Annotated in this window: 12 protein-coding genes; 3 read left to right on the forward strand and 9 right to left on the reverse strand. The window is 69.6% G+C overall.

What is annotated here, in order from left to right:
- Window positions 1-37: 37 nt before the first annotated feature.
- Together OG558_RS27535 and OG558_RS27540 are read right to left on the reverse strand one after the other, a co-directional pair.
- The gene (locus tag OG558_RS27535) at window positions 38-1,231 is read right to left on the reverse strand and encodes an acyltransferase domain-containing protein (protein WP_405065599.1); all 1,194 of its coding nucleotides are present in this window, start codon (window positions 1,229-1,231) and stop codon (window positions 38-40) included.
- A gap of 78 nt (window positions 1,232-1,309) precedes the next feature.
- A complete protein-coding gene (locus tag OG558_RS27540) occupies window positions 1,310-2,509 on the reverse strand; it encodes a helix-turn-helix domain-containing protein (protein WP_329475502.1) in 1,200 nt (399 codons plus the stop codon).
- A 128-nt stretch (window positions 2,510-2,637) separates the two neighbouring features.
- On the opposite strand from OG558_RS27540, the gene OG558_RS27545 reads away from it, so the two are divergent.
- Window positions 2,638-3,681 carry a PHP domain-containing protein gene (locus tag OG558_RS27545; protein WP_405065600.1) on the forward strand — a complete coding sequence of 348 codons (1,044 nt, stop codon included), beginning with the start codon at window positions 2,638-2,640 and terminating at the stop codon, window positions 3,679-3,681.
- Window positions 3,678-4,688, forward strand: coding sequence for a pirin family protein (locus OG558_RS27550; protein WP_405065601.1), 1,011 nt, complete (start codon window positions 3,678-3,680; stop codon window positions 4,686-4,688). Before OG558_RS27545 ends, OG558_RS27550 begins: the two co-directional genes overlap by 4 nt.
- Here OG558_RS27550 and OG558_RS27555 read toward each other — a convergent pair.
- On the reverse strand, window positions 4,654-5,187 hold the full coding sequence (locus OG558_RS27555) for a hypothetical protein (RefSeq protein ID WP_405065602.1): 534 nt from the start codon (window positions 5,185-5,187) through the stop codon (window positions 4,654-4,656). The two genes, OG558_RS27550 and OG558_RS27555, sit on opposite strands and share 35 nt — an antisense overlap.
- A gap of 73 nt (window positions 5,188-5,260) precedes the next feature.
- Entirely contained in the window at window positions 5,261-5,791 is a 531-nt protein-coding gene (locus tag OG558_RS27560; RefSeq protein ID WP_329475506.1) for a MarR family transcriptional regulator, read from the reverse strand.
- Window positions 5,792-5,851: 60 nt separating this feature from the next.
- On the opposite strand from OG558_RS27560, the gene OG558_RS27565 reads away from it, so the two are divergent.
- The gene (locus tag OG558_RS27565) at window positions 5,852-6,889 is read left to right on the forward strand and encodes an alpha/beta hydrolase (protein WP_405065603.1); all 1,038 of its coding nucleotides are present in this window, start codon (window positions 5,852-5,854) and stop codon (window positions 6,887-6,889) included.
- A 512-nt stretch (window positions 6,890-7,401) separates the two neighbouring features.
- Here the strand turns inward: OG558_RS27565 and OG558_RS27570 are convergent.
- The 5 genes from OG558_RS27570 to aceE all read right to left on the reverse strand — a co-directional run bounded on the left by OG558_RS27570 (window position 7,402) and on the right by aceE (window position 13,905).
- Window positions 7,402-9,021: a LuxR C-terminal-related transcriptional regulator gene (locus OG558_RS27570; protein ID WP_405065604.1), complete on the reverse strand. Its 1,620-nt coding sequence runs from the start codon at window positions 9,019-9,021 to the stop codon at window positions 7,402-7,404.
- A gap of 34 nt (window positions 9,022-9,055) precedes the next feature.
- Entirely contained in the window at window positions 9,056-10,141 is a 1,086-nt protein-coding gene (locus OG558_RS27575; protein WP_405065605.1) for a flavin-containing monooxygenase, read from the reverse strand.
- The gene (locus OG558_RS27580) at window positions 10,138-10,443 is read right to left on the reverse strand and encodes a hypothetical protein (RefSeq protein WP_329475510.1); all 306 of its coding nucleotides are present in this window, start codon (window positions 10,441-10,443) and stop codon (window positions 10,138-10,140) included. The genes OG558_RS27575 and OG558_RS27580 overlap by 4 nt, the downstream gene beginning before the upstream one ends.
- Before the next feature lie 104 nt (window positions 10,444-10,547).
- Complete coding sequence (locus OG558_RS27585) at window positions 10,548-11,069, reverse strand: GNAT family N-acetyltransferase (protein ID WP_405065606.1); 522 nt, start codon at window positions 11,067-11,069, stop codon at window positions 10,548-10,550.
- A gap of 106 nt (window positions 11,070-11,175) precedes the next feature.
- Window positions 11,176-13,905 carry a pyruvate dehydrogenase (acetyl-transferring), homodimeric type gene (aceE, locus tag OG558_RS27590; protein WP_405072223.1) on the reverse strand — a complete coding sequence of 910 codons (2,730 nt, stop codon included), beginning with the start codon at window positions 13,903-13,905 and terminating at the stop codon, window positions 11,176-11,178.
- Between the last annotated feature and the right edge of the window lie 127 nt (window positions 13,906-14,032).

Genomic DNA, 14,032 nt, shown 5'->3' on the forward strand with positions numbered 1-14,032 from the left:
GACCCTGCCGGCGCCGAAGGCCCGGCCAAAAGCAGAGTCATGCGTTGCCTCCGTTGGGGTGCAGGCGGACCAGGGGCTGGCCCGGGGCGACCGGGTCGCCTTCTTCGACGAGCCACTCGACGACGATGCCGCCGTGCGGGGCCTTCACGTCGAGCTCGTCGCGCAGGCTCTTCACCTTCGCGACCACCTCGCCGGTCTCGACGGTGTCACCGGACTCGCGGCGGACCTGGTCGGTGCGGGTGAAGGTGCCTTTCATCGGTGCGACCAGCAGCCGCCACGTCGGCGAGGCGTCGATCTCGGACGGGCTGCCGTGCTTGTCCACGAACGCGCGGGCGTCGTCGAGCTGGTCCGGCGTCTTGAGCGCGAACGTCTCGACGCCCTTCAGCGCCCGGCGCGCGATGCCGGTCAGCGTGCCGGCCGGCGGCAGTTCGAGGATGCCGGTCACCTGGAGATCGGCCATCGTCTCCATGCACAGATCCCAGCGGACCGGTGCGTTCACCTGCGTGACGAGCCGCCGCAGCACGTCCTGGCCGTCGTGCACGACCTGGCCGTCGCGGTTCGAGATCAGGCGGGTCCGCGGGTCGTGGGTGCTGATCGCGGTCGCGTACTTCGCCAGCGTCTGGACCGCGGGCTCCATGTGCCGGGTGTGGAACGCGCCGGCGACCGACAGCGGGATCAGCCGGGTCTTGGCCGGGGGGTCCGCGGCCAGTGCGGCCAGTTCCTCGACCGTGCCGGCGGCGACGATCTGGCCGGGGCCGTTGTCGTTCGCCGGGGTCAGGCCGTGCTCGGCCAGCTTGGCCAGGACCTCGTCCCGGTCGCCGCCGAGAACGGCGGTCATCGACGTCGCGGTCTGGGCCGCCGCGGCGGCCATCGCCTTCCCGCGCTCGCGGACCAGCACCATCGCCTGCTCGGCCGTGAGTACGCCGGTGCCCGCCGCGGCCGCGATCTCGCCGACGCTGTGGCCGGCGACGGCGCCGACCTTGGAGAAGGCGTCCGCCGGGTGCGGGATCACCGCCAGCGCGGCCAGCAGGCTGGACGCGACCAGCAGCGGCTGCGCGATCGCGGTGTCCCGGATTGTGTCGGCGTCGGCCTGGGTGCCGTAGTGGGCGAGGTCGAGGCCGGCCACCGCGGAGAGCCAGTTGAGCCGGCTCTCGAAGGTGGGCTCTTCCAGCCACGGCTCGAGGAATCCTGGGGTCTGGGCACCCTGACCGGGCGCGACGATGACGAGCACGTGACAACTCTCCCTCAGGCGGGCCTGTTCCGACCCGGGAAGCAGCACGAATTCTACCGGGCAACACTTGTAGGGATCCTACAAAACGTAGCTTCCCGGCTCGGGATTGAGCAGGCGGCCCAAGGCCAGTGCGACACGAAGTGTGAAAGCGTCTCGCGGGTCCAGCGGATTGTAGCCCGTGATATCGCCCACACGCTTCAATCGGTACCGGACGGTGTTGGCGTGGATGAACATCGCCCGGGCGGTCGCCTCGATCGAGCCGCCGGAGTCCAGGTACGCCGAAACCGTGTCGAGCAGTACTCCTTCGCCTACGGTGAGTGGGCCATACACCTCGGTGGCGAGCTGGCGGCGCGCGTGGCCGTCTCCGGAGAGTGACCGTTCGGGCAGCAGTTCGTCGGCCTGGACCGGTCGCGGCGCACCCGGCCAGGCAGGTGCCGCGCGGAGCCCGGCGACGGCCGCCCGGGCCGACGTCACGGCCGCCATCAGGTCTTTCACGATCGGGCCGACGACAATCGGTCCGGGTCCGAAAAAGTGCGCCAGTTTTTGTACGATCTCCACAGGTTTGCTCGTCCCGCCGAGCACCACCACGAGGCGGTCGCCCTGCATCGCACACAGCGCGTCGGCGCCCGCCTCGCGAGCCGCGTGCCGGACCGCGTCGGCCACGTTGGTGGTCCCTTCCGGGGCCCGCCCGACCACGACGGCGACCTCCGCGGATCCCGCCGTACCGGCGGCTCCGGACCAACCGAGGGCGGAGGCGCGGGAGCGGACCGACTCGTCCGCCTCGCCGCGGATCACCGAGTCGACGACGAGCGCCTCGAGTCGCGCGTCCCAGGCGCCGCGCATCTCGGCGGCCTGTGCGTAGACGGTGGCGGCGGCGAACGCGACCTCGCGGGCGTAGCGCTGGATCGCGCCGTGCACCATCGGGATGTCCTCGGCCGGGAGCAGGTCGCCGACGGTGTCCTCGATCGTCTCGATCGTGGTCCGCACCAGGTCGACGGTCTGGTGCAGCGAGATCACCCGGGTGAACTCCCGCGGCGCGGAACCGAAGATCCGGGTCGGCATCGACGAGTGCGCGTCAGGGTCGCGGAACCATTCGACGAACGCCGTGATGCCGGACTGTGCGACCAAGCCGATCCAGGACCGGTCCTGGGCGGACAGCTTCCCGAACCACGGCAGGTTCGCCTCCATCGCCGCCATGGCCGCAGTGGCGAGCGCCCCGGTCGCGTTCTGCAACCGCTCCGCTCGCGCGAGATGCGCTTCGGCCGTCCGCTGTGCCACGCCCCGACCTTAGCTCTCCGGACCGCCACGCCATCACAATCGCGGACCCGGCGCGCGGCCCCGGCGTGGGCGGTCTCGACGGACGCATTTGTGATGGCCTGGGCGTCCGCACTGCCATGATGGACGGCATGAGTGACAAGGCTGGGGTTGCTGACGCGGTGGCGGCGTTGCGGGCGATCGGGTACTACCTCGAGCGCGACCAGCAGCCGACGCATCGGGTCAAGGCGTACCGGCGCGCGGCCGACACCATCGCGGCACTGCCGGCGGCCGAGGTGCGCGCCCGCCGCCGGGCCGGAACGCTGACCGAGTTGCCGGGGATCGGGCCGAAGACCGAGGCCGTCATCCTCGAGGCGATGGACGGCGCGACCCCGTCGTACCTGGTCAAGCTGGAGGAGGCCGCGGGCGCGCTGACCACCGCCGGTACGGCGATGCGCGCGGAGTTGAAGGCCGATCTGCACTTGCACTCGGAGTGGTCCGACGGCGGCAGCCCGATCGAGGAGATGGCGCGGACGGCGCATCGCCTGGGCCTCCAGTATCTGGCCCTGACCGACCACTCACCGCGGCTCACCGTCGCGAACGGACTGTCCCGCGAGCGCCGTCTGCAGCAACTCGAGGTCGTTGCCGAACTCAACAAAAGGCTGCAGGACGAGCTGGACGGGTTCACCATCCTGAACGGGATCGAGGTGGACATCCTCGAGGACGGCTCCCTCGACAGCGATACCGAGATCCTGGCCCGGCTCGATGTCGTGGTCGCCAGCGTGCACTCCAAGCTGCGGATGGCCGCCGAGCCGATGACCGAGCGGATGGTCCGCGCGATCGCGAACCCGCACGTCGACATCCTCGGCCACTGCACCGGCCGGCTGATCACCGGCGGCCGCGGCACCCGGCCGGAGTCCGAGTTCGACGCCGAGGTGGTGTTCGAGGCGTGCCGCCAGTTCGGTACGGCGGTCGAGATCAACTCCCGGCCGGAGCGTCTCGACCCACCCAAGCGTCTGCTGTCTCTCGCGGTCGAGACCGGATGCATGTTCTCGATCGACACCGACGCCCACGCTCCCGGCCAGCTCGACTGGCAGGTCTACGGCTGCGAACGCGCCGAGGACTGCGGCGTCACTCCCGACCGCGTCATCAACACCTGGGATCAGCGGCAACTCGTGGAATGGACAGCGTCATGAGCGATCTGGAGAAGGATCCGGCTGAGGTCGTCAGCACGTGTGGGGACGGGGACGGGCCGACGCTGGAGTTGCTGGAGCCGCGCGAGGTGGTGCTCGGGCGGACGACGAAAGTACGGCGCCTGCTGCCGAACAAGGACCGCCGGATGGTCGGGGCGTGGTGCTTCGTCGACCACTACGGACCGGACGATCTCAGTCACCGGGTCGACTCGTACGACGTACCGGGGGAGCGGGGAATGCTGGTCCCGCCGCATCCGCACACGAGCCTGCAGACCGTCAGCTGGTTGTTCGAGGGTGAGATCGAGCATCGCGACAGCGTCGGGTCGCATGCGTTCGTGCGGCCGGCCGAGCTCAACATCATGACCGCCGGTAACGGCATCGCACACTCGGAGGTGTCGACGCCGGACGCGCCGCCGATGCTGCACGGCGCCCAGTTGTGGGTCGCGCTGCCGGACTCCGCACGGACGACGGTCGCCCCCGCCTTCAATGCGTACGCCGATCTGCCGGCGCTCGATTTCGACGGCGCTCATGCCACCGTGATGATCGGCACGGTCGCCGGCGTCACCTCACCCGCACCGACTTACACCCCACTCGTCGGTGCCGACATCACCATCGACCCCGGCCGCACGTTGTCGTTGCCGCTGACTCCGTCCAACGAGTACGCCGTACTGATCGTCGACGGCTCGCTCTCGGTCGGGGACCTGGCGCCGGGCTTCGGCGAGATGGCCTACCTCGGCGATCGCCGGGAGTCGGTCGAACTGGTTGCCTCCGACAACGGTGTCCGCTTCCTCCTGCTCGGCGGCGAGCCGTTCGAGGAGGAGTTGGTGATGTGGTGGAACTTCATCGGCCGTTCGCACGAGGAGATCGTCGCCGCCCGCGACGCCTGGCAGTCCGCCATCGCCGCGCACGGCAACGACCGCTTCCCGATGGTGCCCGGGTACGACGGCGATGCGCTGCCGGCCCCGGCGTTGCCGGCTATCGCGCTGAAGCCAAGGCCGCGGGCGCGCTGACCCGGCGCCGGTAGTAGGCCCAGGTGACCACGAGGAGAGCTGGTCCCCACAAGTACAGCGGGGCGTAGCACGTGATCATCAGCGCCTTCCATCCCGGGCTCGAGAACGGGATGAAGTGGTCGGTGAACACGTCGCGGAAGGCGAACGTCCAGATGGCGATCAGGGACAGCGATCCCAGGACGGCCGGGACGATGGCGGCGTACGGGTGGACGCGGCGGCCGCCGATGAGCGGGAGCCACCCGGGCGCGATCTCACCCCAGCGCTGGACCAGGCCGAGCGCGGTCAGGGCGACGAGTTCGGAGAAGATCGTCAGGCAGACGACGTACACCTTCCCGCCGAAACCGACGAGGTAGGCCGGCTGGCCGTCGGTGCCGAGCATGCCCATCGACGATCCGAAGACCAGCCCGAGCCGCCACAGCCCGGACGGCAACGTCAGGAACGGGATCGCGTGTGCCAGGCGGTAAGCCCAGCGGGGGACGGGACGCTCAGTCGTATTCACCCTCCGAGCATCCGGTGTGGCCCTCCGTCCACACCTCACTCGCCAGAGTGAATCGGGTCCCTCTGGAGAGCGGTCAGCCCCGGGCCTGCGGCACCCTCATGAGCTCAGAGCCGTCCGCTTCGGCGGCCAGCACCACCTTGCGGAGCAGCTTCGTCATGGTCTGCCGCTCCCGCTCCGACAGCGGCGACAGGAGGGTGTGCTCCGCGTCGGCCTGCGAACCGATCGCCGACTCCCAGGCACGCTGACCCTGCTGCGTCAGGACGACGACTACGCTCCGCCGGTCGGTCTCGTCGCGGCTGCGGTCCACCAGCCCCGCGCGGGTCAGCCGGTCGAGGCGGTTGGTCAGCGTCGCCGGGTGCGTGTCGAGCGCGACCGCCAACGCGGTCGGCGTCACCCGGTACGGCGGCCCGGCTGCCCGCAACTGCCACAGAATTTCGTACTCCCACGCGCGCAGCCCATGCTCCTCGAGCGCCTCGGCCCGCCGTTGCCGCAGATGGCGGACCAGCATCTGCATCCGCGTGACGATCCCCTCGATCTCGTCGTCGAGGTCCGGCACCTCGTCCCGCCAGTACGCGATATGCCGATCGATCGAGTCCTCAGCCACGCCCGTCAGCCTACTACGAATTCATATACTATGATTTCAAAATAACCACTTGAGGAGGCCATGCTTGTGCCGGACGTTCTCGAGCTGACCGGCCGGATCGACGAAGGAGTCGTCGACAGCCATCTGTTGCGTGGCAACCCGCTGGACGATCCGCACCAGCGACCCATCTGGGTCTACACACCACCCGGGTACGACGACGGCACCGACCGCTACCCCGTCGTCTACATGCTCCTCGGGTACGGCGGCACGCTGCCGCTGTGGCGGAACCGGATGCCGTACCGCCGGCCTGTCCCGGAGCTGATCGACCTCCTGTTCGCCCACGGCGACGCCCCGCCGATGATCGTGGTCTACGTCGACGCGTTCACGAAGTACGGCGGGAGCCAGTACGTCGACTCGCCCGGCACCGGCCGGTATCACTCGTACCTGTGTGACGAGGTGGTGCCCTGGGTCGACGCCCGGTACCGAACCGTTGCCGACCGCAACCATCGGGCGATCGCCGGCAAGTCGAGCGGCGGATTGGGCGCGATGATCACGTCGATGCTGCGGCCGGACCTGTTCGGTGCCTTCGCGACCCACTCGGGCGATGCGTTGTCCGAGGCGCAGTACATCCCGCACTTTCTCTGGGCGGTCCGCCATCTGCGCGCGTACGACGGCGACATCCTGCGGTGGTGGAGCGACTTCTCCGAGCGGGTCGCCTTCACCAAGCCCGAAGACGAGCGGTTGCTCGAGCTGCTCGGCGTATCGGCCTGCTTCTCGCCTGCGCCGGACGGCACGCCTCGACTGCCGTTCGATCCCCGGACGGGTGCGCTGCGACCGGAGGAGTGGGCGCGCTGGCTGCGCTGGGATCCGGTCCGGATGGCGTCCGGCCACGCCGAGGCACTCCGGTCCCAGCGGGCGATCTGGATCGACGCCGGCACGAGCGACGAGTGGTTCCTCGACCTGGGCGCCGAGGCGTTCCGTCGTACCCTCACCGAGGTCGGGGTCCGCGATGAGAACGTGCATTTCGAACTCTTCGACGGTGGGCATCGCGCGGTCGAGTATCGCCAGCCTCTCGCGATCGCCTGGCTCGCTGATCGGCTCGCGTCTGAGCGCAGGTGATCAGGGTGTGTGCGTCCGGGGCGCAGTCGGGTCGTCCGCCTCAATGAACGTTCACAGGGGGCCCAAGGCCGCCATCCAAGGATGGTGCCTGAAGTCGGTCGACTCGTGAGTTGGCTTGTCCGCAGGGGACAGGTCGACAGGACGTGTCCGGGTCGGAGGGTGCAACGCACGCTCAGGTGACCGGCCGTTGCCACTTCAGTGGACGTATACGTCCTGTCGAGCTGCACGCGCCCTCGTCGCCTGGACGGGTGTGGATGCCGTTGCCCGCTTGGGGATCCCGACATCCTCGTGCACCCGCAGGTTGTCCTGCCGCAACTGTGCGAGCTCGGCTTCTCGCTCGTGATCAAACCCGCCGCACCGGCGGCGCGCTCGGCCTGCCTGAGTCAGTCCCGCTCCGCGGTCTCGGTCAGATCGAAGACAGCACGACGACCGGGATCGAGAACAGCAGTCCTTCGCGACCTGACCAACCGGGTGAGCGCGCTGGAGGTTGTCATGAAGCACGTGGTTGCATCTCAGAGGAGATCGTGGTCGTGGGCGTAGGCGGCCGCGGCGGTGCGGGAGGGGACGTCGAGCTTGCCGAAGATGTTGGTGAGATGACGGGCGACGGTCTTGTCGCTGAGCACGAGCTGATGGGCGATCTCGGTGTTGCTGTTGCCTGCAGCAACCAAGCGGAGGATCTCGAGCTCGCGTCCGGTGAGACCGCCGGCCGTCTCGCGGTGCAGCAGTCGCTCCACCTCCTGCCGGGCCGGGACCGCGCCGAGCTCGCCGAAGGTCCGGGCGGCCGAGGTCAGCTCGGCCGTCGCGGAGTCCTCGTCGCCGAGCAGCCGGAACGACCGTCCGACCAGCACCTTCGCCCGCGCCACCTCGTACGGCGCCTGAAGCCCACTCCACTGCTGCGTCGCCGCCCGGGCCTGGGGCAGCGCGTCGTCCGGATCGCCACCCGCCAACGCCACCGAGGCGAGGCAGTACGCCGCCGACGCACGCAATCCGCCACACCCGAAGCCAGTGGCGATCGCAGCCAACTCGGCCGCGGCCGCGGAGGCCTCGTCGGGGTACCCACCGGCGAGCAGCACCTCCACCGCTCCCGCGAGCAGCCGCGACCGGTGCACGTCGCCACCGGTCTCACCGAGCAAACGCCGTACGGCGGCAACGGCACCGGGCACGCGACCCCGGGCCAGCAACAGCAGGGCTCGACCCGGCTGCGGCTCGTAGCCGAACCCCGCCGCCTGGTCATAGGCCGTCTCGGCCGACGGGAATTCGCCACGGATCCGCAGTACGTCGCCGCACTCGCTCAAAGCGAGCCCGGCGGCCGTCTGCGCACCTGACGCCGCATAGCGACGGCACGCGTCGTCGAACTCCGCCAACGCCTTCCCATAGGCGCCGTGCAGTCGCAGGATCTGACCTCGATGTACGGCGCACTGCCCGGTGAACGGGACCAGGTCCGGCTGGGTGTCGCACCAGCGGGTCAGCGCAGCCGTCCACGCCGACGCGCGAGCGAAGTCCTGCACCTCCTGGCAGCCTTCGATCATCGCGCAGTACACGTTGCCCGCGAAGATCGGCGAGAGTTCACCCGCGGCGACCCCGACCATCGCCTCGTCCAGCATGGCCAGCCCTTCCGGCACCTGGCCGGAGTACATCAGCAGCCGCCCCTGACAGACCAGCCCCTGCGCGAGCAGGTCGGGATCGCCGAACCGGCGCGCCGCCTCGACGATCTGCTCGCCCGCCCGCAACGCCCCGGGGAAGTCGCCCTGGTCGAGGCGCCGGAAGAAGTCGTGGATCCGCAGATAGCCCCGCTCCACCACGTCCTCGGGCTGGTCCGCCAGCAACCGCTCTGCGCGGGCTGCCCAGCCGGTGCCGATGGCCACCTCACCCCTGGTGTTGAGGACCAGTGCGAGCCAGAAGGCGAACCGGACCGCGCCCAAGGTGTCGCCGTCGTCGACCTGGAGGCGGTAGCCGCGCTGAAGCGCGCGGATGCAGGCGTCAACGTCACCGACCAGGTACGCCGCGGTGGCGAGGGTTTCCAGATCACCGGCCCTCAGGCTGGCGTTCGACGACAGCCGGTCGTAGGCGGTCGCCCAGTCGCGCCGTTCGAACGCCGCCCTGGCCCGCTCCAGATCGTCGACGATCCCCATCAGATGCCCCTCTCCGCGAGCATGCACGCTGCGCTCAGGCGGGGGCAAGGCTTCGGTCCGCGCGGGACCGGGCCGCGATGCGGTTGGCGACGTACGCCGCGTCCCGGCCGACCCCCGGCAGTGTCATCGAAGCGAAGGCGTACTGGAAGGACAGACCACAGAAGTACAGGCCGGGGACATCCGCGGCCACACCGCGCAGCTCGCGCGGCCAGCCGTCCTCGCCGGTCACCGGGGCCTTGATCCAGTCGAACACCTGGCGGAAGCCGGTGGCCCAGACCACGTTCGCCACGTCCAGCACCCGGCCGTCGCCCAGCACCGGCAGGCCCTCCTGGACACCGGTCACCCGGTCGTGGACCCGCTCGACCCCTCGCGCGAGCAGGTCCGCCCGCCTGACCCTGATCATCGGGCCGCCGTGGAAGCGCAGTTCCTCCATCGCCGCGCGGGCGATCGGCGACCGCCGCGTGACCAGATGCCGGCCGATGAACAGGAAGACCGGCCAGAAGAGGCCCTGACCCCGCTGGCCGGGCCGGACCGGGAGCTGTCCGGGGTCGCGCCCGCAGAGCACGGTCTTGTGCGTCTCCGCGACCTCGTAGGCGATGTCGCAGCCTGAGTGGGACGCGCCGACCACCAGCACCGGTCCGTGCTTCAGCTGCCCCGGCCGGCGGTACTCGCTGGAGTGCAGTTGCCGGATCGCCGGATCGAGGTCGACCGCGAAGTCCGGCAGGCTCGGCGTCCGGCCGAAGGTTCCGGTCGCGACGACGACGTTGTCGGCCAGGATCTGCTCGCTGCCCACGTCCACGGCCCACCGGCCGTCCACGCGTTCGAGCGTGTCCACCCGGGTGCTGGACCGGATCGGCAGGTCGAAGTGGGCCGCGTACGACTCGAGATAGTCGGCGACCTCGTCCTTGCCGGGGTAGTTCCACCGGTCGCCGGGGAACGGTAGTCCGGGCAGACCGTCGTACTTGGCTGGGGTGAAGAGCCTGAGGGTGTCCCATTGGGCCCGCCACTGGTCGCCGACCCGGGCGTTGCCGTCCAGGATGACGAAGGGCTGATCGAGCTTGCGCAGATGGTAGCCGGTGGACAGTCCGGCCTGTCCGGCGCCGATGACGATGGTGTTCATGCGAGCCTCCGCTCGTCCGGTACGACGCCGCGCGGGCCAGTGCGGTAGCGCAGCCACCACAGCAGCATCAGCGCGGACGTCACGACGTAGAAGCCGTGCAGGGCCCAGATCGGCCCCGCCGGCAGGTGCACCACGTAGATGCAGTGGACGGCGTTGCCGACGTTGGCCAGGACGAGGTTCGCCGGGCTGTACGACCTGAGGTCGCGGGTCCGGAGCGCCTTGATCACCATCGGCAGCGCGCTCGACGCGAAGAGGATGGTGGACACCGTCCCCGCGAGCAGAGCAACGCTTGCGCCAGTCATGCCACCGACGCTAGGGATCCGGGCCCTCCCGCCGCGTCGGACGGACTACGCAACCTGCCCCGCCTGTTCCTACGAGGTTTGTCGTACGCCGGATCGACGGGGTGTCAGAGCTCGATCCAGTAGCGGCGGGTGGTACCCAGCCAGGTCTCGCGGATGTCCTCCAAAACGCCGCCGTTGCGCTCGATCGTCTTCGCCGACGCGGTGTTGTCGTCGTCGCAGGTGACCAGGACCCGATCCATGCCGCGCTTGCGGGCTCGGTCCAACACCTCGCCGAGCGCCCACGCCGCCAGCCCGCGACCCCGTGCCGACGGACGGACGCCGTACCCGATGTGACCGCCGCCCTCGAGCAACCTGTCGGTCAACGCGTGCCGGAGCGTGATCGCGCCAAGGTAGTTGCCGTCCTCAACGATCCACCAGTACGTCGCGTGCACCCGATCGGGGGCGAGCGCCCTGGAGTCGTCGCTCTGCCGGCGCAATCGCTCGACCCACACGGCGAACCCTTCGACCGTGGTCAGGTCGTCGGCCTCCCATACTCCAGCGCCGTCCTGGGATGCGTCGCCCCACTCGTGCGACGACTCCAGCCAGGAGTCCCGCAGTTCGACGGTCGGCTCGATGAGTTCAGGCATGGTCCGAGGGTAGGGCCGGTCCAGGCGGCGATCCCACCGAGTTTCCCCGCGAAGACGAGGGCCGCTCACCCCGGTGGGGCGAGCGGCCCTCAGGAAGCCGGCCGGGTCAGGCGCCGGCGCCCTCCTGCTTGACGCCGGCGACCGCGGTCGGGTCGTCGATGCGGTACTTGCGGGCCGCCTCGGCGGCGACCTCCGGCTTGACGTCCCCGCGCTTGGCCAGGATCTCCAGCGTGGCGACGACGATCGACTCGGCGTCCACCTGGAAGTGGCGCCGCGCCGCGGCCCGGGTGTCGGCCAGGCCCCAGCCGTCGGTCCCGAGCGAGGTGTAGTCGTTCGGCACCCAGCGCGAGATCTGGTCCTGCACCGCGCGCATGAAGTCGCTGACCGCGACCACCGGACCCTGGGTGTCCTTCAACTGCTCGGTGATGAACGGCACCTGCTCCGGCTCCTCCGGGTGCAGCAGGTTGTGCTGCTCGGCCGCCACGGCGTCCCGGCGCAGCTCGTTCCACGACGTCACCGACCAGATGTCGGCGGCCACCGAGTACTCCTCGGCGAGGATCTGCTGGGCCTTGCGGACCCACGGCAGCGCGACACCGGACCCGAGCAGCTGCACCCGCGGTACGTCGTCACCCTCGGCGGTCTCGTACTGGTTGAAGCGGTACATGCCCTTGAGCAGTGCCGCGACATCGAGGTTCTCCGGCTCGGCCGGCTGCGGGACCGGCTCGTTGTACACGGTGAGGTAGTAGAAGACGTCCTCGCCGAACGGCTTGTCCTTGTCCAGACCGTAGCCGTACATCCGGCGCAGGCCGTCCTTCACGATGTGCGCGACCTCGTAGGCGAAGCCCGGGTCGTAGTGCACCGCCGCCGGGTTGGTCGAGGCGAGCAGCGGCGAGTGGCCGTCCGCGTGCTGCAGTCCCTCACCGGTCAGCGTCGTACGGCCGGCGGTGGCACCCACCAGGAAGCCGCGGCCGAGCTGGTCGCCCAGCGCCCAGAGCGAGTCACCGGTCCGCTGGAACCCGAACATCGAGTAGAAGATGTAGAACGGGATCATCGGCTCGCCGTGCGTCGCGTACGCCGTACCGGCCGCGATCATCGAGCCCATCGCGCCGGCCTCGCTGATGCCCTCATGCAGCAACTGGCCCTGCTCGGACTCCTTGTAGGACAGCAGCAGGTTGCGGTCGACGGCCTCGTACTGCTGCCCGTGCGGCGAGTAGATCTTGGCCGTCGGGAACATCGAGTCCATGCCGAAGGTGCGGTACTCGTCCGGGGCGATCGGGACGATCCGCTGGCCGATCTCCGGGTCCTTCATCAGGTCGCGGAACAGCCGGACCAGCGCCATCGTGGTCGCCACCGGCGAGTTGCTGCCCTTGGCCAGCGGCTTGTAGACATCGTCGCCCGGCAGCTTCAGCGAGGTCTTCGGCGCCACCCGCCGCTGCGGCAGCGAACCGCCGAGCTGCTGGCGCCGATCCATCATGTACTGATACTCCGGCGAGTCGGTGCCGGGGTGGAAGTACGGCGGGTTGTACGCGTCCTCGAGGGCGGAGTCCTCGATCGGCAGGTAGAGCCGGTCGCGGAACGCCTTCAGATCGTCCGAGGTCAGCTTCTTCATCTGGTGGGTCGCGTTGCGGCCCTCCAGCGCCTCGATCGTCCAGCCCTTGATGGTCTGGGCCAGGATCACCGTCGGCTGCCCGACGTGCTCGGTCGCGCTCTTGAAGGCGGCGTACACCTTGCGGTAGTCGTGACCGCCGCGGGGCAGCTTGCGCAGGTCCTCGTCGGACAGGTTGCTGACCATCTGCTGGAGCCGCTGGTCGCCGCCGAAGAAGTTGTTCCGGATGTACTCGCCGGACTCGACCGAGTAGGTCTGGAACTGACCGTCCGGCGTGGTGTTCATCTTGTTCACCAGCGCACCGTCGTGGTCCTGCGCGAGCAGCGCGTCCCACTCCCGGCCCCAGATCACCTTGATGACGTTCCAGCCGGCGCCGCGGAAGTACGCCTCCAGCTCCTGGATCACCTTGCCGTTGCCGCGGACGGGACCGTCCAGCTGCTGCAGGTTGCAGTTGATCACGAAGGTGAGGTTGTCCAGCTCCTCGCGGGCGGCCAGGCCGATCGCGCCGAGCGACTCCGGCTCACCCATCTCGCCGTCACCGAGGAAGGCCCAGACGTGCTGCTGGCTGGTGTCCTTGATGCCGCGGTGGTGCAGGTACCGGTTGAAGCGCGCCTGGTAGATCGAGTTCAGCGCGGCCAGACCCATCGAGACGGTCGGGAACTCCCAGAAGTCCGGCATCAACCGCGGGTGCGGGTACGACGACAGGCCGTTGTGCGGACCGCGGGACACCTCCTGGCGGAAGCCGTCCAGCTGGTCGGCGGACAGCCGGCCCTCGAGGAACGCCCGCGCGTACATACCGGGGGAGGCGTGACCCTGGATGAAGATCTGGTCGCCGCCGTCGGGGTGGTCCTTGCCGCGGAAGAAGTGGTTGAAACCGACCTCGTACAGGCTGGCCGCGGACTGGTAGGTGGCGATGTGGCCGCCGACCTCGAGGCCCTTGCGGTTGGCCTTGCTCACCATCACCGCGGCGTTCCACCGGATGAAGGCCCGGATCCGGCGCTCGATGTGCTCGTCGCCGGGGAACCACGGCTCCCGCTCGGGCGGGATCGAGTTGATGTAGTCGGTGCTCCGCAGCGCGGGCACCCCGACCTGTCGCTCCCGGGCCCGCTCGATCAGCTTGAGCATCAGGTAGCGCGCTCGCGCCTTGCCCCGTTCGTCCAGGACGGCGTCGAGCGATTCGACCCACTCGCGCGTCTCGTCGGGGTCGATGTCGGGGAGCTGGGTGGGCATCCCCTCGGTGATGATGGCTGGTGGTTCGTGTCCGGAAGCCACGGTGTCCTGCCGTTCTCTCTGGTTGTCTTCACCGCAATCCTGTCACCTGTTCGGAATGCGTTCTACTTCGCCTTCCACAGGGGCC

It is taken from the genome of Kribbella sp. NBC_01510, assembly GCF_045040325.1.
In the GTDB taxonomy this organism is placed as follows: domain Bacteria; phylum Actinomycetota; class Actinomycetes; order Propionibacteriales; family Kribbellaceae; genus Kribbella.